General features: G+C 46.2%; 18 protein-coding genes. 13 read left to right on the plus strand and 5 right to left on the minus strand.

Annotated elements, in window-relative coordinates; all coding sequences use genetic code 11:
* On the plus strand, positions 1-639 hold a 639-nt coding region (locus F7D73_RS08740), incomplete at its 5' end, for a hypothetical protein (protein WP_228117687.1).
* Between the two features lie 67 nt (positions 640-706).
* Here the strand turns inward: F7D73_RS08740 and rnr are convergent.
* On the minus strand, positions 707-3,007 hold the full coding sequence (rnr, locus tag F7D73_RS08745; protein WP_153123945.1) for a ribonuclease R: 2,301 nt from the start codon (positions 3,005-3,007) through the stop codon (positions 707-709).
* A gap of 342 nt (positions 3,008-3,349) precedes the next feature.
* Here rnr and F7D73_RS08750 point away from each other — a divergent pair, with 342 nt between their 5' ends.
* Positions 3,350-5,059 (plus strand): Na/Pi cotransporter family protein, encoded by a 1,710-nt coding sequence (locus tag F7D73_RS08750; protein ID WP_153123947.1) that lies wholly within the window; start codon positions 3,350-3,352, stop codon positions 5,057-5,059.
* 84 nt (positions 5,060-5,143) lie between these two features.
* On the opposite strand, the gene F7D73_RS08755 is transcribed toward F7D73_RS08750, so the two are convergent.
* Entirely contained in the window at positions 5,144-5,842 is a 699-nt protein-coding gene (locus F7D73_RS08755) for an SIR2 family NAD-dependent protein deacylase (protein WP_153123949.1), read from the minus strand.
* A gap of 142 nt (positions 5,843-5,984) precedes the next feature.
* Here F7D73_RS08755 and F7D73_RS08760 point away from each other — a divergent pair, with 142 nt between their 5' ends.
* The 7 genes from F7D73_RS08760 to F7D73_RS08790 all read left to right on the plus strand — a co-directional run bounded on the left by F7D73_RS08760 (position 5,985) and on the right by F7D73_RS08790 (position 14,701).
* On the plus strand, positions 5,985-6,587 hold the full coding sequence (locus F7D73_RS08760; RefSeq protein ID WP_153123951.1) for an FKBP-type peptidyl-prolyl cis-trans isomerase: 603 nt from the start codon (positions 5,985-5,987) through the stop codon (positions 6,585-6,587).
* 37 nt (positions 6,588-6,624) lie between these two features.
* Positions 6,625-7,500 carry an FKBP-type peptidyl-prolyl cis-trans isomerase gene (locus F7D73_RS08765; protein WP_153123953.1) on the plus strand — a complete coding sequence of 292 codons (876 nt, stop codon included), beginning with the start codon at positions 6,625-6,627 and terminating at the stop codon, positions 7,498-7,500.
* Between the two features lie 54 nt (positions 7,501-7,554).
* A complete protein-coding gene (locus F7D73_RS08770) occupies positions 7,555-8,526 on the plus strand; it encodes an FKBP-type peptidyl-prolyl cis-trans isomerase (protein WP_153123955.1) in 972 nt (323 codons plus the stop codon).
* Between the two features lie 217 nt (positions 8,527-8,743).
* Positions 8,744-11,122, plus strand: coding sequence for a glycoside hydrolase family 3 C-terminal domain-containing protein (locus F7D73_RS08775; protein WP_153123957.1), 2,379 nt, complete (start codon positions 8,744-8,746; stop codon positions 11,120-11,122).
* 189 nt (positions 11,123-11,311) lie between these two features.
* Complete coding sequence (locus F7D73_RS08780) at positions 11,312-11,779, plus strand: Lrp/AsnC family transcriptional regulator (RefSeq protein ID WP_153123959.1); 468 nt, start codon at positions 11,312-11,314, stop codon at positions 11,777-11,779.
* Between the two features lie 23 nt (positions 11,780-11,802).
* Positions 11,803-13,551, plus strand: a complete 1,749-nt coding sequence (locus F7D73_RS08785) for a membrane dipeptidase (RefSeq protein WP_153123961.1) — start codon at positions 11,803-11,805, stop codon at positions 13,549-13,551.
* Between the two features lie 118 nt (positions 13,552-13,669).
* On the plus strand, positions 13,670-14,701 hold the full coding sequence (locus tag F7D73_RS08790; RefSeq protein ID WP_153123963.1) for a M28 family peptidase: 1,032 nt from the start codon (positions 13,670-13,672) through the stop codon (positions 14,699-14,701).
* Between the two features lie 179 nt (positions 14,702-14,880).
* Here F7D73_RS08790 and F7D73_RS08795 read toward each other — a convergent pair whose 3' ends face one another.
* The gene (locus tag F7D73_RS08795; RefSeq protein ID WP_153123965.1) at positions 14,881-15,519 is read right to left on the minus strand and encodes a DUF4294 domain-containing protein; all 639 of its coding nucleotides are present in this window, start codon (positions 15,517-15,519) and stop codon (positions 14,881-14,883) included.
* Positions 15,520-15,712: 193 nt separating this feature from the next.
* Between F7D73_RS08795 and F7D73_RS08800 the strand changes: the two genes are divergently transcribed.
* Positions 15,713-17,758 (plus strand): helix-hairpin-helix domain-containing protein, encoded by a 2,046-nt coding sequence (locus F7D73_RS08800; protein WP_228117688.1) that lies wholly within the window; start codon positions 15,713-15,715, stop codon positions 17,756-17,758.
* A 44-nt stretch (positions 17,759-17,802) separates the two neighbouring features.
* Here F7D73_RS08800 and F7D73_RS08805 read toward each other — a convergent pair whose 3' ends face one another.
* A complete protein-coding gene (locus F7D73_RS08805; protein ID WP_153123969.1) occupies positions 17,803-18,207 on the minus strand; it encodes a hypothetical protein in 405 nt (134 codons plus the stop codon).
* A gap of 352 nt (positions 18,208-18,559) precedes the next feature.
* Between F7D73_RS08805 and F7D73_RS08810 the strand changes: the two genes are divergently transcribed.
* Genes F7D73_RS08810 through F7D73_RS08820 form a run of 3 tightly spaced genes read left to right on the plus strand, consistent with a single transcriptional unit; the run spans position 18,560 to position 24,120 of the window.
* A complete protein-coding gene (locus F7D73_RS08810; protein WP_228117689.1) occupies positions 18,560-19,660 on the plus strand; it encodes an efflux RND transporter periplasmic adaptor subunit in 1,101 nt (366 codons plus the stop codon).
* A 30-nt stretch (positions 19,661-19,690) separates the two neighbouring features.
* Positions 19,691-22,828, plus strand: coding sequence for an efflux RND transporter permease subunit (locus F7D73_RS08815; protein WP_153123970.1), 3,138 nt, complete (start codon positions 19,691-19,693; stop codon positions 22,826-22,828).
* Positions 22,825-24,120 carry a TolC family protein gene (locus F7D73_RS08820; protein ID WP_153123972.1) on the plus strand — a complete coding sequence of 432 codons (1,296 nt, stop codon included), beginning with the start codon at positions 22,825-22,827 and terminating at the stop codon, positions 24,118-24,120. Before F7D73_RS08815 ends, F7D73_RS08820 begins: the two co-directional genes overlap by 4 nt.
* On the opposite strand, the gene F7D73_RS08825 is transcribed toward F7D73_RS08820, so the two are convergent.
* Positions 24,117-25,862: a DUF6377 domain-containing protein gene (locus F7D73_RS08825; RefSeq protein WP_153123974.1), complete on the minus strand. Its 1,746-nt coding sequence runs from the start codon at positions 25,860-25,862 to the stop codon at positions 24,117-24,119. The two genes, F7D73_RS08820 and F7D73_RS08825, sit on opposite strands and share 4 nt — an antisense overlap.
* Positions 25,863-26,060: the final 198 nt, after the last annotated feature.

The raw sequence follows: 26,060 nt of genomic DNA on the forward strand, positions 1-26,060 counted from the left end.
TCATTCAAGTTTTTTATATTACTTGCTTATAATTCGAAAATTTTATATAAATTTGCAAAAAAAATAATTATGGTTTATTATTTAAGCACTTGGTGGAGATGGTTGTGTCGCTGTAAATATTGCCGCGGTTTTGGTGTTCAGTCGCCTTCTGCCTATAGCTTTATTCGATATGTTATAAATGAGCATTATCCTTATTATGCATATTCTGAATTGGAAGAACGTTATGAGATGCCTGGCAGATTGCAACATAAGCTAGGCAGACTTCTTTTTCGCTTAGCTAATTACTGGCAGCCCGAAAAGTGTTATAGTATTGAATCTCTTTATTTTCCTTACATTAACGCAGGATGCTATAAAACTGTACTTTGTACTTTGTATGACTTATATGATTCTTCCACAAAGAATTTGGTTGTTATCGATTTAGATCATATAGATAAGGATGAGTTGTATTCTTCTATATTGCCTTTTTGCAATGATAGTACATTATTAGTAGTTTTGGGCTTAAATCATGGGAAAAACAAGCAGTATTGGCATCGATTGCAATATTCCGAATATACTGGAATTACCTACAATCTGTATTATGCCGGAATCGTCTTTTTTGATAAATCAAAATACAAGCAACATTATCAAGTTAATTTTTAAAATAAAAGGGTTGCCTCATCGCATGGATGGACAACCCTTTCTTTCTTAAAAATCTTTATATATCTACTTATTTACGTTTGCGATGATTACGAGTTTTTTGCTTTGAATTCTTTCTATCCTTTTTATTTGCATCACCAGTCGCTATCTTTTCTTTTCGTATAGGTGCAAAATCACCAGCGAGAGTGAAATCAAGCAGCTTCTTCTCTAAGTTTGCTTGCGCAACCTTGATACGGATGGCATCACCTAAAGAATATTTATTGTGATGACGACGGCCTATCAAGCAAAAATTCTTTTCGTCAAAATCGTAATAGTCATCAGCAATGTCTCGCATAGGAACCATGCCTTCGCAATGGTTCTCGTCTATCGTCGCATAGATGCCGTAGGATGTGATACCACTGATGTGGGCATCGAATTCTTCACCGAGTTTGTCACCCATGAATTCTACCATTTTATATTTGATAGAGTCACGCTCAGCATTCTGTGCTATTTGTTCCATCTCAGAGCTATGTTCACAAAGCTCTTCATAATGTTTTTCGTTGGCACTTCTACCACCAGCAGCATATTTGGTTAGCAAGCGATGTACCATCGTGTCAGGATAGCGGCGTATTGGTGAAGTGAAATGAGTATAGTATTCAAATGCAAGACCGAAGTGACCAATGTTATGTACAGAGTATTTGGCCTTCATCATGGCACGTAGTGCTACCATTTGGATGAGGTTGCTTTCAGGTTTTCCATCACAATCTGCCATCAGTTTATTGAGACTCTTGGCAGTAGCACCCTTGGTGCCTTCTGTCTTCATTTTATACCCAAACTTAACAACGAACTCTCGAAGGGTTTCCAATTTCTGTGGGTCAGGATTGTCGTGAATACGATAAGGAAGCGTTTTTGGCTTTTTGCCTTTCTTGACCTTTCCGATGCTTTCTGCGACAGTTCTGTTAGCGAGTAGCATGAACTCCTCGACAAGTTTATTGGCGTCTTTAGAGCGTTTGTAATAGCATCGTATAGGCTTTCCCTTCTCATCTATATCAAAATGCAATTCTTCACGATCGAATTTTACAGCACCATTCTTGAATCGAGCAGCGCGCAATTTCTTTGCTAATTTGTCTAGTGTAATGAGTTGAAGAGCGTTTTCACCCTGATATGGGTGTTCTTTAGTCTCTGCAGGAGCAGGCTCACCTGTACCATCTATTACGCCGTTTGCTTCCAGAAGCTCTTGTACTTCTTCGTATTTATATCTACGATTGCTTTCAATGACAGTATGAACGATGCGATAGTTCTTCACGTTGGCATTCTCATCCATTTCAAAGATAACGCTGTAAGCTAGTTTTTCTTCATTTGGACGGAGTGAACAGATGAAGTTGCATAAACGTTCTGGAAGCATTGGTATTGTGCGGTCTACGAGATAAACCGATGTTGCACGTTTTACTGCTTCCTTATCTATGATACTGCCTTCAGTGACGTAGTGAGAAACATCTGCAATGTGCACGCCTACTTGCCAGTTGCCATTTTCTAATTTCTGTATACTCAAGGCATCATCGAAATCTTTAGCATCCTTAGGGTCGATAGTACATGTGAATACCTTTCGGAAGTCCTCGCGTTCCTTGTAATCCTTTTCTGTGATTTCGCCCGAAATCTTGTTGGCAGCATCCTCTACGTTCTTCGGATATTTATAAGGCAATCCGTATTGTGCGAGGATAGAGTTCATTTCAACATCATTGTCACCCATTTGTCCGAGGATGTCAACAACTTCACCGATAGGGCTTTTGTTTTCTCCATCAGGCCATTCGATGATACGCACTACAGCCTTATCATCTGTTTTTCCTCCCTTTACCTTTCGTCTAGGTATAATGATATTGTGAGCAAAAACATCACTAGGTGTTACGAGATAAGCCAAGTCTTTATCTACCTTTAATCTACCAACGAAAGTATCCTTGGCACGTTCTAGGATCTTATTAACTTGGGCTTCTTTGATATGATTCTTTCGACGAGCTAAGAAGGTGAACTCTACACGGTCTCCGTTTAGTGCACCCATAGAGTTTCGTTCAGAAACGAATATAGGGTTTTCACTGTTATCAGGAATAACCGAGTTCTTGCCGTTTGCTTTTCGAATGAATTTACCTTCCATCACCTGAATACTTTGATTCAAGCGATAAGAATTATCACTTACCTTAGCTAGGTAGTCATCCCATGCCATTTCCTCCATGACGTCAATAGCCAGCATCTTGAGTGGATGCGTGGTAAGATGGAGGGAACGGAATATTTCTTTAAAGCTGAGCGTTTCGCCTGGCCTTTGGGCAAAGAATTCCTGGAGCATCTCAGTGAGTTGCGCCTTATTCATTCTCTTGCCACCTTTTTTACCTTTTCCCATAATTTCGACTGTTATATGACTGTTAATAGTTTTATAAGGCAAAGAAACAAAAAAAAATGGAGAATACAAAGTTTCTTGGCATCTTTTTTTGTTTTTTATCAAATATGTAACAAAAATGGGCACAGATTCCGTCTTTTTTCCCTTTTTAAGAGTAGAAGAAAGGAATATGCATTTTCTACTCATCGGAAATGCTTCATTCCTGTTTTAGAGGCTTGGGAAAGCCTCTGATGTTACAATGTTGTTACAATTTGAAATATCCGATATAGATATTTCGTAATAAGAAGATTTCTTATTATATTTGCAACTGAAACGTAACAAATATTTCCACAAATACAAATTATTATGGATACAAGTCAATATCTTGTGATTTTTTTTCAGATTCTCGGTTCTTTGGCGTTGCTCATCTACGGTATGAAGGTGATGAGTGAAGCCTTGCAGAAGATGGCAGGATCTCAGTTGCGCCATATTTTGGGTGCTATGACTACCAACCGATTTACGGGTATGCTTACAGGTACTTTTATCACCTGTGCTGTTCAGAGTTCTTCCGCGACAACCGTCATGACGGTTTCCTTTGTGAATGCAGGTCTGCTTACCTTAGCTCAAGCCATTTCTGTGATTATGGGTGCCAATATCGGTACCACTTTTACTGCGTGGATTATGTCGCTGGGTTATAATGTCGATTTAACGGTCGTTGTTTTCCCTGCTTTTTTTCTTGGTATTATATTGATATATAGCAAGAAGCGTCGCTATATCGGAGATTTTCTTTTCGGTATCGCATTCCTCTTCTTTTCGCTAGTCTTATTGAGTAGTGCGGGAAAAGCGCTTGATTTGGAGCATAATCCTGCGGTGATTGACTTCTTTGGTTCTTTTGATACGAAGAGTCATCTAACGATTATTATTTTCCTTTTGATAGGTACGCTTATTACTTGTATCGTACAGAGTTCTGCAGCTGTGATGGCCATTACCATCTTGCTCTGTTCTACGGGTGTGCTTCCTATTTATTTGGGTATAGCCCTGGTGATGGGTGAGAATATTGGAACCACCGCTACAGCCAACCTTGCAGCTTTGGGTGCCAATGCCCAAGCTCGTCGTGCAGCCTTGGCTCATCTGGTATTCAATGTCTTTGGTGTGATTTGGGTTCTCTGTCTATTCTATCCTTTTGTGGATTTCGTTTGCTCTATTGTGGGGTATGATCCTAATGGTGGTATGTCTGCCGTCCAAAAAGCGAAACTGCTTCCTATTGTTCTGGCGATGTTCCACACTTGTTTCAATGTTTGCAATACGGGTGTGCTGATTTGGTTTATCCCACAGTTGGAAAAGGTTGTTTGTAAGCTTATCAAGCCTAAGGCAGACAAGGAAGATGAGGATTTCCGATTGCGCTTTATTCAGGCAGGTATCATGAAGACTCCAGAGCTTTCTGTCTTTGAAGCCCAGCAGGAAATCGGAAGTTTCGGTGAGCGTATTCATCGTATGTTTGGTATGGTAAGAGAGTTGCTCGATACCCAGGATGCAAAGACTTTCGATAAACTTTATGAGCGTATCGAGAAGTATGAGGGCATTTCTGATAATATGGAGATCGAGATAGCAAAGTATCTCAACCAGGTAAGTGATGCTCATCTGAGTGATGATACCAAGGCGAAGATTCGTGCGATGTTGCGTGCGATTTCTGAAATAGAGAGTATTGGTGACAGTTGCTTCAATCTGGCTCGCACCATTAAGCGAAAGGGAGAAAACAAGGAGGAGTTTACTGCCAAGCAGAATGAAAATATCCATCAGATGTTTAAGTTGGTTGATGAGGCACTGACTCAAATGAATTTCATGTTTGTTCATGAACGTCAGTCTATTAATATGAATCAGACGTATAATATTGAAACGGAAATCAACAATTTCCGTTCTCAGCTGAGAAACCAGAACTTGGACGATGTAGATAACCACCTTTATACTTATGGTGTAGGTACATTGTATATGGACATTATCCAGGAGTGTGAAAAACTTGGCGACTATGTAGTCAATGTTGCCGAGGCTCGCATGGAAACTAGAATATCGGTATAATGAAATAGATGAGAGAATAATAAAGCAAAAGAGGAAGCGTTCATCGAAGCTTCCTCTTTTCTCTTTTTATATTCAAAATTCTTCTTATTTCTCTAAAATATCTTTCAGTTCCTTCATACCCTCTGAAGCTCCCTTCATGATGTGGTTTATCTTGTAGTATCCATTGGCATTTACAGCTCCCGGGTCTATCAGGAAAATAGGGATATGAGGCTTAGTGTAGGAAATCAATCCTGCGGCAGGATAAACATTGAGTGATGTGCCGATGATGACAAAGATGTCGGCTTGCTGTACTGCTTCGGCAGCAGGCTCAATCATAGGAACACTTTCACCAAAGAAAACAATAAACGGGCGGAGTAAACTGCCATCTCCTGCTTTGGTTCCTGGTACTACCTCGCAATCATCTTCAGGCAATTCTTTTACGTAGCGATAATCGTATGGATCGCGAGAAGAGCAAACCTTAGAAAGTTCGCCATGTAGATGGATGACATTCGAAGAACCAGCCTTCTCATGTAGATTATCTACGTTTTGTGTAATAACAGTTACCTCAAAGTTCTTCTCCAGTTCTTTGATAAGCTTATGACCCTCGTTTGGTTGAGCGGCATAGAGCTTATGGCGCAACATGTTATAAAAGTTAGTCACTAGGGTAGGGTCAGCTTCCCATCCCTCATGGGTAGCTATCTGTTCTACAGGATAGTTTTCCCATAGGCCATCATTGCCGCGAAAAGTTTTGAAACCACTCTCCACAGACATGCCTGCACCGGTTAAAAATACGAGTTTCTTCATAATCTTACTATTAAGAATGCACAAATTTAGTAATTTTTCTTCAAATAGCATCGTTTTCAGCGAGAAAAATGTTATCTTTGCACTCGTTTTAAGGACAATAAGTACAAAATAAAGAATATTAATACAAAGTTATAGATAAATTATGGATAAAGTAAGTTATGCTTTAGGCATTGGCATCGGTCGCCAGTTGGCGTCAATGGGTGCAGAGAGTTTGAATATCGACGATTTTGCACAGGCAGTTAAGGATGCCATTGCAGGCAAACTTCAGCTCGGTGAGCAGGAGGCTCAGGAGTTGGTACAGAATTTCTTCGCAGAGCAGGAAGCTAAGGCTCAGGCTGCTGCTGCAGAGAAGGGCAAGGTTGCTAAGGAAGCTGGTGAGAAGTTCCTCGCTGAGAATGGCAAGAAGGAAGGTATCATCACTACTAAGAGTGGTTTGCAGTATCAGGTTTTGCGTGAGGGAAATGGTAAGGCTCCTAAGGCTACCGATCAGGTAGAGTGCCACTACGAGGGTACTCTCATTGATGGTACTAAGTTTGATAGCTCTTACGACCGTGGTCAGACTGCAACATTCCCATTGAATCAGGTTATTGCTGGTTGGACCGAGGGTCTTCAGTTGATGACCGAGGGCGCTAAGTATCGATTCTTCATTCCTTATCAGTTGGGTTACGGTGAGCGTGGTGCTGGTGCATCTATCCCTCCATTCTCAGCATTGATTTTTGATGTAGAGCTTGTTGCAGTAAAGTAATATCAGAGAACATAGAATAAAAACATAAAAGTAAAAAATGAAAAAGTTATTTTTCGGAGCCCTCGTGGCTTGTGCTGCAGCTACATTTGTAGGTTGTGGCAATTCAACTCCTAAGGCAGATCTCAAGACAGATGTAGATACAATGAGCTATGCTATGGGTATGTCTCAGACTCAGGGTCTGAAAGAGTTTATGGTAGAGCGTATGGGCGTTGATACCGCTTATATGGATGATTTCATCAAGGGTCTTAACGATGGTGCTAATGCTGGTGATGACAAGAAGAAGGCTGCTTACTATGCAGGTATTCAGATTGGTCAGCAGATTTCTAACCAGATGGTTAAGGGTATCAATCATGAGGTATTCGGTGAGGATTCTACCAAGACTATCTCTTTGAAGAACTTCATGGCTGGTTTCATCTCTGGTACTACTGGTAAGAAGGGCTTGATGACAATCGACGAGGCTGCTAAGCTTGCACAGACCAAAATGATGGCTATCAAGGCTAAGAACATGGAGAAGGAATATGGTCCAAATAAGGTGGCTGGTGAGAAGTTCCTCGCAGCTAACAAGAAGAAGCCTGGTGTTGTAACACTTCCTTCTGGTGTTCAGTATAAGGTTATCAAGGAGGGTAATGGTCCTATGCCAAAGGATACTTCTATGGTAAAGGTAAACTACGAGGGAAAGACTATCGATGGTAAGGTATTCGATTCTTCTTTCAAGCGTGGTGAGGCTGTAGATTTGCGTGCTAACCAGGTTATCAAGGGTTGGACTGAGGCTTTGGTTCATATGCCAGCAGGTTCTGTTTGGGAAGTTTATATCCCTCAGGAGTTGGCTTACGGTGAGCGCGAGCAGGGTCAGATCAAGCCATTCTCTGTTTTGATCTTCAAGATTGAGTTGATTTCAGTAGGTGGTAAGTAATTAATATTGTAAGAGAACTCAAGCTTTATTTTAAGGAAGAGGACTTTTAAGAATATGAAGAAAATATTATTGACAGCACTCGTCCTCGTGGCGAGTGCTTCTTTGTTTACAGTTCATGCTGCAGACAAGAAGAAGGGGCGTAAGAAAGTTACCCCAGTGGTTTTATCTACAGCAAGCGACTCTTTGAGTTATGCTGCCGGTGTTCATGCTACACGTGGTTTGATACCATTCATTCAGCAGAGTTATAAGGTGGATACTGCTTATATGGCAGATTTTATCCGTGGTTATGAGGAAGCAATAGATAAGGCAAATACTCCTCAGGGCACAGCATACATCGTCGGTATGCAGATTGCTCAGATGGTTTCTCAGCGCATCCTTCCAGGAACTCGTGAGGAATTGAAGAGCACTAAGGATTCTATTGATGCAGCCATGTTCAGCCGTGGTTTTGTTGCAGCTATTGCCAATGATACAACTATCTTTAGTGAGAAGAAAGCTGGTGAGTACAAGAAAGAAGCTTTGGCAGGTGCAGGCGAGAAATTCCTTGCAGAGAATGCCAAGAAACCGGGAGTGAAGGTCTTGCCTAGTGGATTGCAGTACAAAGTAATCAAGGCTGGTCAGGGAGAAGTTCCTAAGGCTACTGATGAGGTTGAGGTTATCTACGAGGGCCGTCTTATCGATGGAACGGTCTTTGATGCAACTTCTAAGCATGGTGGTGCTAAAACAGATAAGTTCCGTGCCGGTAACTTGATTAAGGGTTGGACAGAAGCTCTCACTACAATGCCTGTAGGTAGCAAGTGGCAGCTTTATATCCCTTATGAGTTGGCATACGGTGAGCGTCAGGCAGGTCAGATTCCACCTTACTCTACATTGGTTTTCGATCTTGAACTCGTTAGCATAGTTAAGCCAGAGGTAACTCCAGAGCCAGCTGGTGAATCGAAGGATGCTGCTGGTGCAGTAAAGAGTGCAGACAAGAAGGTTGTTAAACCTGCAGCCAAGAAAACTGCGCATTCAAAGAAGAGAAAGTAATTACGAAATTCATTTCAATAAGTAATTACTACTAAAATATAATAAGGTAAGAGCCAAGGATAGAATGCTATCTTTGGCTCTTTTGTTTCTTTTACGTTTGTGTTTGTTGCTTTTGCATAAAAAACTGGAAAAGCGAATCTGTTAGTTCTCTTATTTGTATTATCTTTGCATCTGGTAATAAACAACTTCAATAATCATATTTTTAACCTGAAAGATAATGATGAAGCAAATAACAACAACCGTATGTGCAACTATGCTGATGGCTAGTTGCGGTAATATAAGCAATACGGAGCTGCAAGTGAACCAGCAAGTAGATGAACTCTACTGCAGAATGTCACAGCCAGAGCGTATCGCTCAGTTGAGGAGTGGGTATATGGATGAGCTTTTTGATGCGGAAGGCAATTTGGATACCGTCAAATGCAAGCAGCTCATTCCTTATGGTATTGGACATTTTTCACAGTATGCCAGTCAGGAATTGGTTGATGCCAATTCCTTGCGAAAGCGTGTGGCTGTTGTACAAGATTGGTTGATGCATCATACCCCTAACGGTATCCCGGCTCTTTTTCACGAGGAAGTTCTTTCGGGTATCAATACGCAAGATGCAACAGTCTATCCACAGCAGATAGGTCAGGCTTGCTCATTCAATCCAGAGTTGGCTGAGCTCAAGACTTTGCAGACTGGTACCGCTCTTCGCAAGATGGGTGGCGTATTGTCGCTTTCTCCTATGGTAGACGTCTGCCGTACTCCAAGTTTTAATCGTCTGGAAGAATCATACGGTGAGGATGGCTATCTTTCAGCCGTTATGGGTACTGCTTTTGTCAAGGGGCTTCAGCAGGGCGACCTCAAGAAGGGAGTAGGAGCTTGCTCTAAACACTATCTGGGATATGGTGGTGGCGGTGATGCTGATGAGAAGGAGATGATGGAAGATATTCTGTTGCCTCATGAAACGATGATTCGTTTAGCTGGTAGCAAGGCGCTGATGCCTGGTTATCACGCTGTTCATGGTACCAAATGTGTGGCAAATAGTGAGATTCTCAATGATATTTTGCGAGATTATCTCGGATTCGATGGAATGGTGGTGAGCGATTATACTGCCATTGATCAGTTGCCGGGACTTGATACTCCTCTTCAGAAAGCTGTGGCTGCTATCAATGGTGGCAATGATGTTGATTTTCCTAGAGGGGAAAACTATCAGTATTTACAGGAAGCCTTGGATAAAGGACTTGTTAAGAAAGAAGTCTTTGAGCGTGCTGTAAAGGATGTTCTGCGTTACAAGATTCGTGCAGGACTGATGGATAAGAATCCATATCTGTATAGTACGGAGGATGTAAAACTTGATACTAAGGAAGAACGGCAGACGGCTTACGATATTGCCAGCCAGTCTATCGTCTTGTTGGAGAATAATGGTGTTTTGCCTCTTATAAAGAAAGATTATGCTCAGAATGCCGGACAGGTTAAGAATATCTTGCTCACAGGTCCTAATGCCAATTCTATCTGGGCGATGTGTGGCGACTACTCTTTCCCTTCAATGTTCTATTTCTGGCAGAGTTGGAAGAAAAAGTGGGATGATAGCCGCTTGCCACATATCGTTAAATTGCTAGAGGCAATGCAGGCTGGTAAACCTGAGGGGATTAATATTAAGTATTCTCGTGGTTGTGACTGGACTGAGGAGATAGAGACCAAGTTTGAAGAGTCTGGCGATAAGCGTGCTTGGGAGTATCAGCTCCTGCATCGTAAGGTTGATTCTGGCGAGAAGGCAGACAAGGCAGAAGCTTTGGCGATGGCAAAGGAAAGCGATGTTATCGTTGCTGCTGTAGGTGAGAATGTGATGCTCTGTGGTGAGAATCGTGAGCGAGATGGTCTCAAGCTTCCTGGTAAGCAAGAGGAATATGTTGAGGAACTCTTGGCTACAGGCAAACCTGTAGTCCTGGTAGTCTTCGGCGGTCGTGCGCAGGTTATCTCCAAGATAGCTAAGCGTTGTGCAGCAGTCATCCAGGCCTGGTATCCAGGTGAAGAGGGTGGTACAGCTGTGGCTGACATTCTTTATGGCAAGATTTCACCATCTGCCAAGCTGAGTGTCAGCTATCCTAATACTGAGGTTTATGAGCCTATCTGCTATAATTATTCCACCCGGCAGGATGCCCGTGTAGAGTGGCCTTTCGGCTATGGATTGAGCTATACAACCTTTGCCTATAAGAACTTGCAGGCTGTTAAGGAGCTCTCTACGGCTTCAGAGTCGAGCAATATCTACTTTGAGGTTACCAATACGGGTAAGGTTCGTGCCGATGAGATAGCGCAGGTATATCTGTCGCCAACTCAGAGCAACCAGCAGATTCATCCTATCCAGTTGCAGGGCTTTGCCCGCATCTCTCTCAATCCTGGCGAAACCAAGAGAGTATGCATCAAGTTCTATACTGATCAGTTCGGTTATTATTCTCATCAAGGCAATCGTCAATGGAACATAGCTCCTGGAACGTATGAACTGAAGATTGGAGCCTCTTCTCAAGACATCCGTCTTAAGCAGCAGATAGTTTTGACGGGTGATAAAGTGGTGAAACCTTTGCGTGATCATTACTTCTCCGAGGTTATCAGATGAGCGTATGATTTTTCTACTAAAAGTAGCAAAATGCCAAGGTTTTTGGTTAAAAACAGTATAAAAAACAACAAAATGCACGGATATTGCAAAATATCCGTGCATTTTGTTGTTTCTTTCAATAGTTTTTATTAATTTTGCTATCTGGTATAGAAGAGTACCTAAAAATAGCAACATATAAAATAGACAAAAATGGAAAAGATTGACAATCTTGACAGAAAGATACTCGGCATCCTCTCTAAGAATGCCCGTATTCCTTTCAAAGACGTAGCTGCTGAGTGCGGCGTGTCTCGTGCAGCCATCCATCAGCGTGTTCAGCACTTGATGGAGGATGGTTTCATCACAGGTAGCGGTTTCGATGTAAACCCTAAGAGTTTAGGTTATTCTACATGCACTTATGTAGGACTCAACTTGGAGCGTGGTAATATGTACAAGAAGGTAGTAGAGCGACTCCAGAATATCCCAGAGATTGTAGAGTGCCACTTTACTACCGGTTCTTATACGATGCTCATCAAGTTGTATGCTCGTGACAATGAGCAGCTCATGGATTTGCTCAACAACAAGTTGCAGGCAATTCCTGGTGTGGTTTCTACCGAAACACTCATCTCGCTTGAGCAGAGTATCAAGCGTGAGATTCCTGTTCTCTTGGAGGACGAATAATATTTTTGAAAAAGAATAAACAAATGGAAACATTTGACTTGGAGTCGCATCTCAAGGGTGCGTACTCTTCTTTTCCCGAAGCGAAGCATCAACCCGTAATAGGCATCACAGCCAATTACGAAAATATTGATGCAACGCTTCGTGATCGTTATTATAAGCAGGTAATAGCGGCAGGTGGTACGCCTGTCATTATTCCTCCCGTTGCCGATAGTACAGTCATCGTCAATACCCTGGAGCATCTCGATGGTTTGATTCTGACGGGTGGGGGAGATCATAACCCTCTGTGGATGGGCGAAGAACCTTCGCCTCGTCTTCATAACATCAATCAGGAGCGTGATGCGGCCGAGCTGATGCTGGTTCGTCTGGCTTTCAATCGCCAGATTCCGATGTTGGGCATCTGCCGTGGCATCCAGACATTGGCAATAGCCTTGGGGGGCAAGGTGTATCAGGACATCAAGCAGATGGTGAAGCACAGTCAGGATGCTGATCGTTCAGAACCTACCCATAGTGTAGAAATCAAGAAAGATTCCACCTTATATAATATATATGGGGCAGTAAAGATTCTTGTTAATTCTTTCCATCATCAGGCTGTAAGTGAGCCTGGCAAGCACATGCGCATCATAGCCAAGTCTACTGATGGAATCATTGAGGCGATAGAAAGCAACGAGTATAAGCAGATACTTGGCGTACAATGGCATCCGGAATGGCTTGGAGAGGAAGGAGGAAAGATTTTCCATTGGCTTGTGAACCAGGCTAATAATTTCTATGCTGCCAAGGAGTTGCATAAGCGCATCCTTACCCTTGATACGCATTGTGATACACCGATGTTCTTCCCGCAAGGCATCAAGTTCGATCATCGTGATTCCCGCATTCTCGTAGATTTGCATAAGATGACCGATGGACGCCAGGATGCTACTACCATGGTGGCTTATTTGCCTCAGCCTCAGATAGGTGAAAGCTTCAGCAGCAAGGTGGCTTTTGATGTGCAGGGACCAGCTCAGTATGCCGATCTCATCTTCGATAAGATAGAGGAAATCGTCAGCAAGAACAGGGCTTACCTCAGTATAGCCCGTACACCTGCCGACCTGTATAGCGATAAGCGCAAGGGCAGAAAGAGCATCATGCTGGGTATAGAAAACGGTTTGGCTTTGGAGCATGACCTGAGCAATGTAAAGCACTTTGCACAGCGTGGTATTGTGTATATTACCCTTTGTCACAATGGCGATAACGATATCTGTGATAGTGCCCGTGGCTGTAATACCCATAATGGTGTGAGCAGCTTTGGAGCTAAGGTGATTCAGGAGATGAACCGACTTGGCATTATGGTAGATTTGAGTCATGCAGGCGAAAAGAGTTTCTATGATGCACTGGAAATCAGTCAGACTCCTATCGTGTGTAGCCATAGCAGCAGCCGTTCCCTCTGCGATGTGCCTCGCAACCTGACCGACGATCAGATGCGTGCCTTGGCAGCCCGTGGTGGTGTGGCTCATACTACGCTCTATCATGGATTCCTGCGCAAGGAGGGCGAGGCAGACATCATGGATGCCATTGCCCATTTGGAGCATGCCATCGAGGTGATGGGCATCGACCATGTAGGTCTCGGTACCGATTTTGATGGAGATGGAGGCATCCGCGGACTTGCCGATTCTTCTGAACTCATCAACTTTACCCTCCAGCTGCTGCGCCGCAAGTATAGCGAGCAGGATATCGCAAAGATATGGGGAGGCAATTGGCTCAGAGTGATGACGCAGGTGCAGAACTTTGGAAAGTGAAGAATGAAGAGTGAAGAACGACGAAACAACGTTCGGCGGCCAAAGGGAAAGCCAATTCGACAGTTATAAGGTAATCATAAAGTTCAAAGTTCAAATCTGAAAGTTCAAAGTAAATACGATGACGAAGAAAATGAAAATTATATTAGGTGTGGTGGTTGCTGCCGGTCTGGTGGCTGGTACCATCAGCTATAAGAATGCCAATACCAGTAGTTCGCCTGATGTGCAGGAGGTAGAGGAAGCGGAGAAGCTGAATCCCGTAGGTCCGGCTTTCAATGCCGATTCTGCATTGGCTTATTGTGCAGCGCAATGCGATTTCGGGCCTCGCGTGATGAACAGCGAGGCGCACGATAAGTGTGGCGAATGGATTGTAAGCAAGTTCAAACAGTTTGGCTGTGAGGTAGAGACCCAGAAGGCAGACTTGAAGGGTTATGATGGCACGATATTGAAGAATACCAATATCATTGCCCATTACAACCCGAAGGCTGAAACCCGCATTTTGCTCTGTGCTCATTGGGACAGTCGCCCTTGGGCAGATAACGATCCCGACAGTACCAATTGGCGCAAGCCTGTGATGGCAGCCAACGATGGTGCCAGCGGAGTAGCTGTCATGTTGGAAATTGCACGCCAGTTGCAGGCAGACAAGAAGTTGAATCCTAACATAGGTGTAGATTTCGTATGTTTCGATACCGAAGACTGGGGAACACCTCAGTGGGCTGATGTTCAGGATAATGGTGATACTTGGGCATTGGGTGCACAGTACTGGAGCGAGAATAAGCCTGCTAGCTACAATCCTCGTTACGGCATCCTCCTTGATATGGTAGGCGGCCAGGGCGCCAAGTTCTACCGTGAGGGCATGTCTATGCAGTATGCTGGTGGCATTGTGAAGAAGGTTTGGGCTGCAGCCCGCCAGGCTGGTTTTGGTTCTTACTTCCCTAAGAGCGATGGCGGTATGATTACCGATGATCATATTCCGGTCAACGAGAAGGCGAAGATTCCAACCATCGATGTGATCGCCTATTATCCTGATTGCCAGCAGAGCAGTTTCGGTCCTACCTGGCACACCGTGAACGATGATATGGCTCATCTGGATAAGAACGTATTGAAGGCAGTGGGTCAGACTATGATTCAGGTGCTTTATACTGAGGAATAGGATAGTATCGCATTTGGTTATAAAAGAGAATGTTCCTAAGGAAAGTTGTTGCTTTCTTTAGGAACATTTGTTTTTTCAGCCAGTTGAAATCTCCGTTCATAGACGTTGAATCTCCGTTCAGCGTCGTTGAACCGACATTCAACGTCGTTGAACCGCCGTTCAGCGTCTATGAACGGAGATTATATCTGCCCAGACTCCACTTGTCTTACTACTCTTTCTGTCAATCTATCTACTCCGTTCGGATCATACTTCTTGTTGAGGCTGGCACCGAAGAGGGCGGCAAAAGCCTGATAGAAACCGGCACGGATAGGACCGAGGAAGGCTTGGATGAGATGATATGAGGATGAATTACACTCTCGATATACCAGTTTGATGCATAGCTTACCTTGGGCATAGGTGAGTTTCTTCATTCTTGGAGTGTATTCTTCCTTGATTCCCTTCTCTACCAGTTTCATGTGGGCATCCTTGGCTTTCTTGTTAGGGAGAGTCTCCAGATAATTACCTGTTTCGATAATGATCTTTCTTACCTCCTTGGCGATAGGCAATACCTTTTTGATATTGTATACTAGTCGGTTGTAAGCCATTCGCTCCTTGGCGTTTTTGAATACTGGCTGCGGATAGACATACACGTTGTTCACCTGTACGTATTGAATGCTATCTTTATCCAATAGTACCTTACCCACTCTAACCATCGGCTCGAAGGTAGGAGCATCCATGTCTACCGCCCTGTCTTCCGGTTTGGTATCATTCTTTTGTGCCATTATTTGCAAGTTGATGCAGAAGAGCATCGCCAGCAAGAATAACAATTTCTGTTTCATTGTTTCTATATATATAAAGAGGTGTAACCCTCTATTGTTTCTAATTTAGCCGCAAAATTACAGTTTATTTTTCATTTAGAGAAAGATTATTTCTATTTTCTTACTCTTTTTCAGAATTTCATAGTAACTTTGAAGAAAATTAATAATCGTTAGCCTATAGATGGAGCGTTGTTATTTCATAATATTTTTTTTGTTGAAACTGTTTCTTATAGGCAGCTCTCAGATTTTCTATGCTTCTTTTTGTTGTGCTCAGTCTTCTTCAGTAGTTAAGGACTCGCTTCCTGTAAGTTCTGCCTCTCCTGCGTCTCAACCCTGGCAACAGCTTCTTCTGGAACTTTCTGAGACAGAGGACTTCGAGACTACGTTATGGGAAGATTATGAGGAAGACCTGGAAGAATTGGCTCAGCATCCGATGAACTTGAATGTGGCTACGCGTGAAGAATTAGAACAGTTGCCTTTTCTCACGGCTTCACAGGTTGAAGATATTCAGGCATACGTTTATCGCTATGGAGGAATGAAGAGTATGGCCGAATTAGCTTTGATTCCGAGCATCAGTTGGTATCAGCGGCAGCTGATGGATTATTTCTTTTATGTTGCCGATGTCACACGGCAGGGTTTTCCTGGCATCAAGACTATAGTCCGGTATGGCAAGCATGAGCTGATGGGGATGCTGAAAGTGCCGTTTTATGAACGTAAGGGCGATGTGATGGGTGCCGATGGTTACTTGGGATATAAGTACAAGCATGGCGTGCGCTATCAGTTCAGGTATGGCGACTATGTGAAGATGGGAGTCGTGGGAGCCCAGGATGCCGGTGAGCCTTTTGGTTCTGGTAAGAACAGTCTGGGTTATGATTTTTATTCCTTTTATATACAGCTGAAGAAGTTGGGGCGATGGAAGAATATCACTCTTGGCAGATATCGTCTGCATGAAGGATTGGGACTGATACTCAATAACGACTTCAGTTTTGGCAAACTCTCCATCCTTTCTTCCTTCGGACGTTCCATGCCGAGTACTATCCGTGTACATTCTTCACGTTCTTCAGCCAATTATCTGCAGGGAGCAGCTGCAACCTATTCCTTGATGAAAGGACTTGATATAACGGGGTTTGTATCTTATCGCAAGATAGATGCCACTCTGTCTTCCAATGGTGGCATCAAGACGATATTGAAGACCGGTCTGCATCGCACTTCCTCCGAAATAGCAAAGCAGGATGTTGCCTCCAACACCATGGTGGGAGGTAATATCAATTATCATCACGCAGGTTGGCATGTAGGAGCCACGGCATTCTATACCTCCTTTTCTCTTCCACTTACTCCTAATACTTCTCAGCTCTATAAGCGGTTTTCGCCGGTAGGCGACCAATTCTGGAATGCCAGTATAGACTATGGCTATATCTCGCACCGTTGGAATATTGCCGGTGAGACGGCTACGGGCGATTGTGGTGCCATTGCTACATTGAATACCATCTCTTATCAATTTACTGATCATTTTCTGTTGATGGCATTGCAGCGCTTCTATTCTGCCCGATACTATTCGCTCTTCAGCAACAGTTTTTCCGAGGGGAGTGCTGTACAGGATGAAAACGGAGCCTATCTGGGGGTTACCTGGACTCCTGCCAGTCGTTGGAATATCACCGCCTATAGTGATTTTGCCTATTTTGTCTGGCCTAAGTATCAGACCAGGGAGAGTACGCATAGTTGGGATAATCTGGTAAGTATCATCTTTCAGGCTTCCAGAAGTTTGGCGTTAGGTGGCAGAATCCGTTATAAGGATAAGGCGGGTACAACTACCGAACGCTTACGTCTTTATGCCAATCTTAAAACTGCTAAATGGTTTGCCAAGACAAGTATGGATTTCGCGGTGAATAGAGAGGCTAGTTTGATGGAGAACGAGAAAGGTACCATTAGCAGAGGCTATATGCTGAATGAGAATCTTGGAACCACTTGGCGATGGTTGAGACTATCGGGTAGATTCAGTTATTTCCATACGCAGGATTACAGCAGTCGTATCTATGTCTATGAGCCGGGATTGCTCTATCAGATGAGTTTCGGAAGTTATTATGGCGAGGGCATCCGTTATGCCTTGGTGGCTCGTTCTGAGATCAGCCATCATCTGCTGGTTATCGCAAAGCTGGGCTGCACCAATTATTTCGACCGCAATCATATCTCTTCCGGAAAGCAGGAAATAGCCGGTTCTCGTCAGATGGATCTGGAGGTACAGGTGAAGTGGAAATGGTGAAATCTAGGGATTCAAGATTCTTTATGAGAAAGAGTAGATGTGCTTTATGCAGAAATGGTAATCTTCTGCCAGATCTCGGTGTCGCCACTCTTCAGCTTCTTGCAGAGACCACGCTTGTTCTTGTTCTGCTGATACCAGGCCTCCAATTCACGAGGGTACTCGTCGTCCTTATCCATCTTCTTCGCCCAGATGCTCTCGATTCTACGGCATACGCCCTTACCAGAAGCCTGCTCGCCGATGATAATAGACATAAGTGCCATCGGGGTCTCGCTTCCGTCGCAATACTTCGCCTTCACGCCGTCGGCGTAGGCTGCGGCGATAGGGAGGGCAGAGAAGAGGGCTGGCACGCGAGCCTCTAGGGCTACGCCAGAGAGCGAGTCTCGGAGTCCAAGTGGAAGCTGATCTACAGGAAAATCGTTGAGTGGTTGGGTACTAGCCTTAGCAGCCAAAAGATTCTCAGCATTTTGAAGATACCCGATTGTGCCGCCTTACTATATAATTGTATAAGGGGTAGACCTGATCTGTCTGCTTTTCGGGTACGAAGAAAACAGATATAACTTTCTTAAAGAGCTGTATGAAGTGCTCGAATTTTTATTCGATTGTTCAGGCTATTTCAATCTGTTATGTGCCTCATCTCCCTTATGTTAAAATTTACCGACTTCCTATTCTAAAATCATGTAAGTTGTTGACAAACAGACGGTATTCCAATTTTAACTTTTACCGATTGCCATTACCTGTATATACATCTTCCGTAAATACGTAGTAACTTTACAGGCAAATTTTAAAATTTGTATTGCAAAGATGAGATACTTGTATTTGATTTTGGTTATGACCGGACTTTTCCTTGCGGCTGGTTGTCAGGAGAAGGGTGGAGAAGGTCAGAAACACAGTGTGGTAGTTACGCAGCCGGAGGCTATCGGTGGCGGTGCACGGAGTCAGTTCTCGGGAACGGTAAAGGAGGCGGCAGAGATTAGTCTCGGCTTCAAGACGGTTGGGCAGATAGAGCGCATTTGCGTAAAGGAAGGACAGTATGTGCGCAGTGGACAGCTCTTGGCCGTGCTCGACCAGAAGGACTATGCGCTGGGTGTGAAGGCTTCCGAGGCTCAGTATCGGCAACTGAAGGACGAGGTGGATCGGCTCCGGAAGTTATACGAGACGCAGGGCATCTCGGGCAACGACTATGAGAAGGCGTTGGCCGGATTGGAGCAGGTGGAGGTGAACCTGCAGGTGAACCGCAATAAGCTCGACTATACGCGACTCTATGCCCCTGCGAGTGGCTATATTAATAAGGTGAACTTCGAACGGGCAGAGATGGTGAATGCCGGCACGCCCGTGTTCTCTCTCATCAGTCAGGGGCAGATGGAAGTGGAGGTAAGTCTGCCATTGTGGACCTATCTGCATCGTGGAGATATTCGTGAGGCCACGGCGCTGCTGAATGGTCAACAGTATCGGCTACAGCTACGAGGCATCTCGCCTAAGGCTGATGGGAATCAACTTTATAAGGCGACGTTCACGATCGCTGAAGCGAACTACAAATTAGCTCCTAAAGGGTCGGGGATTACAAATCCCCGACAACAAAATGCCCTGCAGCTGTCGTCTGGCATGAATGCAGATGTGGTGCTCTCGTTCAGTGGCGAGGGTAGTGCCAGCGGCTTTGCTCTGCCTATGAACGCTGTGTTCGAGGCCGATGGGAAAAGTTGCGTGTGGGTGGTAGAGAAAGATAAGGTGACGAGGCGCGAGGTCGTGGTATCTACGGCAGATGCTCAAGGTCGCGCTATCATTTCGAGCGGCTTGCAAGGTACGGAAACCATCGTTCGTGCCGGTGTGCATGCGCTCCAGGATGGCGAACAGGTTGTGGTGCTGGATGAGCGCTCGAAGACCAATGTGGGAGACTTAATGTAGTTCATAGTTTATAGTTCATAGTTGAGAGTTATGAAAGCAGAGCAGATTTCGAGATACTTCGTGGAGCGGCCTACGCTCTTTTGGAGTTTTGTGGTGGGCATATTGGTGGCTGGCGTCTTTTCGTTCATGCAGATGCCGAAGCTGGAAGATCCCGCCGTTTGTGGCAAACAGGCGATGGTGGTAGCGATGTATCCTGGTGCCTCGGCCCATCAGGTGGAGCTGAAGGTGGCCCAGAAGTTGGAAGACCAGCTTCGTACGCTGCCCGACGTACACGAGATTCGTACGGAGTGCCAGAGCGGTGTGGCGATGATCACGATAGAGTTTGAGATGACCGTGCTCAACGAAAAACTCGAAGAGCACTTCGATCTGTTGCGCCGAAAGGTGGGCGACGTGAAAGGACAGTTGCCCAGCGGTTGTTATGACCCCGTCGTGGTGGATGACATGATGGATGTCTATGGCATCTTCTATTCGCTGACGGGCGATGGCTACACCTATCCGGAGATGGAGAAATACGCAAAGCTAATACGCAGGGAACTGCTGAAGGTAAAGGGCGTGAAACGTGTAAACATAGCCTGCGCGCGCAGCGAAGTGATCAACATCACGCTCTCAAAAGAAAAACTGGCACGCAACGGCATCATCCCCACCCAACTGATGATGCAGCTGCAGACGGTGGGTCAGGAGGTGAACGCCGGGAAATATGAGACCGACGGCAATCGCATCCAACTGCGTGTGAACAACCGCCTGGATACTGCCGACGATATCCGCGAGATGCTCATCAAGACGATGGACGGGAAGGTGATGCGGCTGGGCGATCTGGCCACCGTGGAGCGCACCTTTGCTGAGCCGCAGACCAACGGATTCTTTGTGGATGGAAAGCCTGCCCTGGCCATCTGCGTGACGATGAATACGGATGCCATCGTGCCCGATGTGGGTAAGGCAGTCGATCAGCAACTCGCACAGACGATGAAACGCCTGCCAGCAGGACTCTCGACGGACAAAATCTTCTTCCAGCCCGACAAGGTGAACGAGGCCATCAACGGCTTCATGATCAACCTGCTGGAGTCTGTGCTCATCGTGGTCATCGTGCTCATCTTCTCGATGGGATGGCGTAGTGGCATGATCATCGGTATGGGTCTCGTGCTCACTATCGCTGTATCATTCCCCATCCTGCTTTCGATGGGCAGCACGCTCCAACGCATCTCTCTGGGTGCCTTCATCATCGCGATGGGGATGCTGGTGGACAACTCGATTGTGATTATGGATGGCATCCTTGTGGATAAGAAACGAGGATTGCCACGTCCGCAATACCTTTATAATATATGCAACCACACGGCCCTGCCCTTGCTGGGTGCCACGGTGATTGCCGCAGGCACGTTCGTCAGTGTCTATCTCTCGCCCGATACGGCTGGCGAGTATTGCCGCGACATGTTCCTTGTGCTCTGCGTGTCGCTGTTGGCCTCGTGGGTGTTGGCACTGATTCAGGTGCCTGCCTGTGCCAATGCGTGGATGAGTGAGCCGGAAAATGCAGATAGCGAACTGCATGAGAATCGGGCACATCAGATGGTTCGAAAGACGCTCAATGTGCTCATCGGTCATAAGACCGTCACTATTATAGCTGCCGTTGCGCTCTTGGCCGTCAGTGGTCTTGGGGCGCTGAAGGTGAAGAATCTTTTCTTCCCCGATTTCGACTATAAGCAGTTCGTGGTGGAGTATCAGTTGCCCGACCAGACGAGTCCAGACCGTGTGCAGCACGACCTGTTGGAAATCACCGACAGTATGCTTCAGGATAAGCGCATTGAGCGTGTGGCTGCCGTGATGGGAACGGCTCCTGCTCACTATTGTCTTGTCCGTCCGATGACGAATGGTGGCGAGAGTTATGGCGAGCTGATGGTGGATTGTCCCGACTTCGAGACCGTTCAGGAGGTGATTCCTGAGTGGCGTCGCCGATTGCGTCAGGCCTATCCCGATGCCCATATCCGATTCCGCAAATACAACTTCTCTGTCTCCACGAGTCACACCGTAGAGGTGGTGTTCAAAGGGCCTGATCCTGCTGTGCTGAAACAACTCTCAGCTCAGGCAGAAAAGAAGATGCGCGAGTGCAAGTATGTAGATGCCTATAGCGTGAGCAACAACTGGAAAACGAAGGGCAAGGCGCTCGTGGCCGACTATGTGAAGACGAATGCCCTGCGTGCCGGTATCTCGCGCAGTAATGTGGCCGATGCGTTGATGGCTGCTACGGACGGCCTGCCCGTGGGTGTCATCAACGACCAGGACAAGACGGTTGTCGTAAACATGCTCGTGCGACAGGAAGACGGCTCTCGCATCCAGAACCTGCATGATATCCCCGTGTGGGGTAACGTGAACCTGAATCCTAACGACCTTGCAGGACTGATGACTGGAGCCACAGATGCCGAACAGCTGAAGGAGGATATGTTCCGTACCGTCCCTATGAGCAGCGTCACCGACAGTATCCGCCTCGACTGGGAGGAGGACTTCGTCTATCGTGTGAACGGTGAGCGCACTATTGAGGCACAGTGCGACCCCAACACCGAACTCTTCCAGGGCACAACCGCCAAGGTAGAACAGGAACTGAAGTCGGCCATCGCTGCCATTCCCCTGCCCGCAGGCTACTCGATGGACTGGGGCGGCGAGACAAAGCTGCAACGTGAATCAACAGCCAACGTGCTGAAGTACGTGCCGCTGACGCTCTTCCTCATCCTCACGCTGCTACTCCTGCTCTTCAATAACTGGAAGGAGGTGTTCCTCGTGCTCATCTGTTTCCCCTTCGTCATCTGCGGCATTATCCCAAGCCTGCTGCTCTTCCGTCAGCCCTTCACGTTTATGGCCATCATCGGCTTGATGGGACTCATGGGTATGATGGTGAAGAATGGCATTGTGCTCGTAGATGAGATCAACCGGCTCAACAAAGAGGAGCATTATTCCGCTTACGACTCAGTGATTACTGCCACGATTTCTCGTGTGCGCCCCGTGCTGATGGCTTCGCTCACGACCATCCTCGGAATGGCTCCACTGCTGGGTGATCCGATGTACGGCTCAATGGCCGTCTGCATTATGGCAGGCCTTACTGTGGGCACCATCATCACACTCATCCTCCTGCCCGTTATATACTCCGTTTTGTTCCACGTAAAGAAACCTCAAGAAGCATGAAAAGAATCGTGATAACAGTGCTCATCGCTGTACAGTGTGTTGCGGTATTTCCGCAACAGAAAATGACCCTCGCCGACTGCCGGGAAACAGCCCTCCGCCACAACGAAGATCTCCAGAAGGCCGATATCGAGCTGCAGAAAGCCGAGCTTGACCGTCAAATCGCCTACAACGCCTATCTGCCCAAGCTCGACGGCTCTGTGATGGGCCTCTATATGAAAGACCAGGATATTATGGGCAATAATCTCCTGCTGCGAGGTACCTATGTGGCAGGACTGAACCTGACGCAACCTATCTACGTTGGTGGTCAGATTACCGCTGCCAACCGCTTGGCTCGTCTGGGCAAGGAGTGCCAACAGGAGAACCTGCGGAAGACCCGTGCCGAAGTGCTTGCCGAGGTTGATAAGTCGTACTACACCCTCATCTCCGTATCACAGAAGGTACGTATGCTCGAAGCCTTTCTCTGTCAGATGAACGGATTGATTGAAAAACTCCGCGCCAGCGTCTCTGCTGAACTGGCTACGGGCAACGATATGCTCCGCGTGGAGGCCAAACGATCGGAAGTGGAATATCAACTCCAGAAAGCCCGCAACGGTGAGGAACTCTGTCGATTGGCACTGGGCAATGCCCTTGGGTTACCCATCACCGAGCAGGTCGTACCTATCGATACTGTGTTCTCTGTCGAGGCCATTTCTCAGCTCGACGAGAACTTTGAACTGCGCCCAGAACTTTCCCTCCTAAAGAAGAATGTTGAGGTGAAGGAGACCCTCGCCAAGAAGGAACGCAGCAATTTCCTGCCCACTATAGCCCTCTCGGTTGGCTATTCCTACTACGGCAATCTGAAGATGCGTGGCACCACGATGCAGCCTGACGGCACACCCTATCAGTTTGAACAGAAGTTCAGCGATGACATACCGATGGCGATGCTCTCCGTCAGCATCCCCATCTTCCATTGGGGCTCGGAGTTCAAGAAAGCGAAGAAGGCCCGTCTCGACGTCACCGCCGCCCAACTCGATCTCCAGAAGAACCGCCGTTTGCTGAGTATCGAGGTGCGTCAGGCCGTTCAGAACGTCACCAGTGGTTACCAGATGGTTCAAACCGCCCAGACGGGTCAGCAACAAGCTGATGAGAACCTGCGCGTGATGCAACTGAAGTACGACTGTTCTATGGCCACTCTCACCGACCTCCTCGATGCCCAGGCTCAGTGGCAGCAAGCCCACTCAAACCTCATTGAGGCGCAAGCGCAGTATAAGATTTATCAGACTGAATATCTCAGAGCCACAGGACGGCTCTAAGCCTTCTTCGTTCCGATGCTGCGAATCTGCTCATCGAAGTCATCGCGGTTGATGGCCTTCTGCTTTGTGCGCAAGCGGTTATTATATACCGTCTGTGTGGAGCAATGCAGGAAGTCGGCTATCTTGCCGGAGTCAGTGAAGCCGAGGTGGAGCAGGGCGAAGATGCGCAGTTCAGTGTTCAGGCGGCCTTCCTCTTTGGGGGTAATCTGTTGGTTGGGTTGCAGCAAGGCATTGAAGTCGCTGACAAATGTAGGATAGACGTGCAAGTAAATGTTGTCAAAAGTGCGATAAAAATCCTTCAGTTCTGACTGCACCATCAGTGGTGACTCCGTCTGCTGGAGCAGGTCTTCGTACATGTGGGTCTTCACCTTGCGGTTGATGTTCTTGCGATACTGGTCGAGCTTGCTGATGTAGTCGGAGCAGAGGGTAAGCACGAACGTCAGGTATTCTTCTGTCAGTGCATTCTGTTCCTGTAGCTGTGTGTTCAGGGCCGACAGTTGGGCATTGGCTTCAGAAAGTTGGCCATTGGCCTCGTTCACTTGACCGTTCAGATGAGTGATTTCCGCCAGCGACTCCTTCAATTGCTTGTTGGTATCGGCCAGTTCCATATTCGAGCTGTTCAATTCGTCGTTCAGCAGGTGCAACTCCTTCTGTTGGCGGCTGCGCTGTTTCAGTACGCGATAGAGATAGAGCGCCACGAAGATGAGTACCCATGTGAAGATACCTATCACCCATAGCAGCACGACGAGTATTTGGTTTCTCTGTTCCTTCTCTTCAGAATTCTTCTTCTGAATCTTCCCAAATACGCTCGATGCATTCACCAGACGCACACGGTTGTTCATCTTGCTGGCCATCGCCATACACATCGAGATGTAGTTGTAGGCACGCTCGTTGTCGCCCAGATTATAGAGCATATCAGAAAGGTCTTTCAGCGACGAGTTGTCGTTGTTGCATAGTATGAGATCCATTGCTGCGGCGTATGCGAGGCTCTCAAGTTGTTTCTCAGGTTGCTTACTCTCACGAAACATGGCGGCCAACAGATAGAGCATCTGACTATTGGCAATCGTCAGTTTTCGGTTGGTTGCCAGGTAGCCCTGTAGTTCGGCTATACCCTGCGCATGCTGTTTCCAGTATATCTGTTTGATAGCACGATAGATGTAGTAGTATGGACTTTCTTGAGGCAGCAGTGCCAGCACTGAGTCGGCATATTCATACTCCTTCTGATAGAGTTCCATCTGCGCCTTGCCGCCCACATCAATATATTCGGCAAAGCGTGAGTAGAGCAGCGACATCTGTCCGTAGTACTCTATCCAGAGCGAGTCTTTCAGTGATGAACGGTCGACGCGCTCCATCTCCTTCAGCGACTCATGAATCTGTCCAGCAGCCGAGAGCAGGTAAGACTTCCGGATGTGGCAGAGAGCCTGCATCGCGGGATTCCCCATCGCGCTGGCTATCTTGCTGTTGGCATCTACATACGCCTTGGCTGAGTCGAGGTTGAAAAACTGGTACTCGTGGAAGAGCCGTTCGTTGCGCTCAAACTGCCCTTTAGGTGTGGTAGGCTTAGGTTGAGCTGCCATCCTGCTGATTTCCTGTTGCCGTTGTTGGCAAATGTTAGTGTACTGTGAGATGAGCGAATCCACCCGTTCGAGCAGCTGTTCCGTCTCTTTGCTATAAGGGCGTGCCTGAGCTTGCTGAGCTATTGCCAGCAGAGCCAAAATCACGATAACAGCAGTTTTTTTCATATAGCCATATTTTTTTTATTGCGCAAAGATACGGAAATTCCGCTGAAGTTATTCTTTCCTGCTCTATCTTTTGGGTTACTTTAACATTACCGACCATTTACCCATCACCTACCTATGGAATTTGGAAACGTCTGATTTTCAATGGAATTTTAAGAATATAAATTTACCTCTCACTATTACCCACGCGTACGTGTATTA

Source organism: Segatella copri, assembly GCF_009494395.1.
Classification (GTDB): Bacteria; Bacteroidota; Bacteroidia; order Bacteroidales; family Bacteroidaceae; genus Prevotella.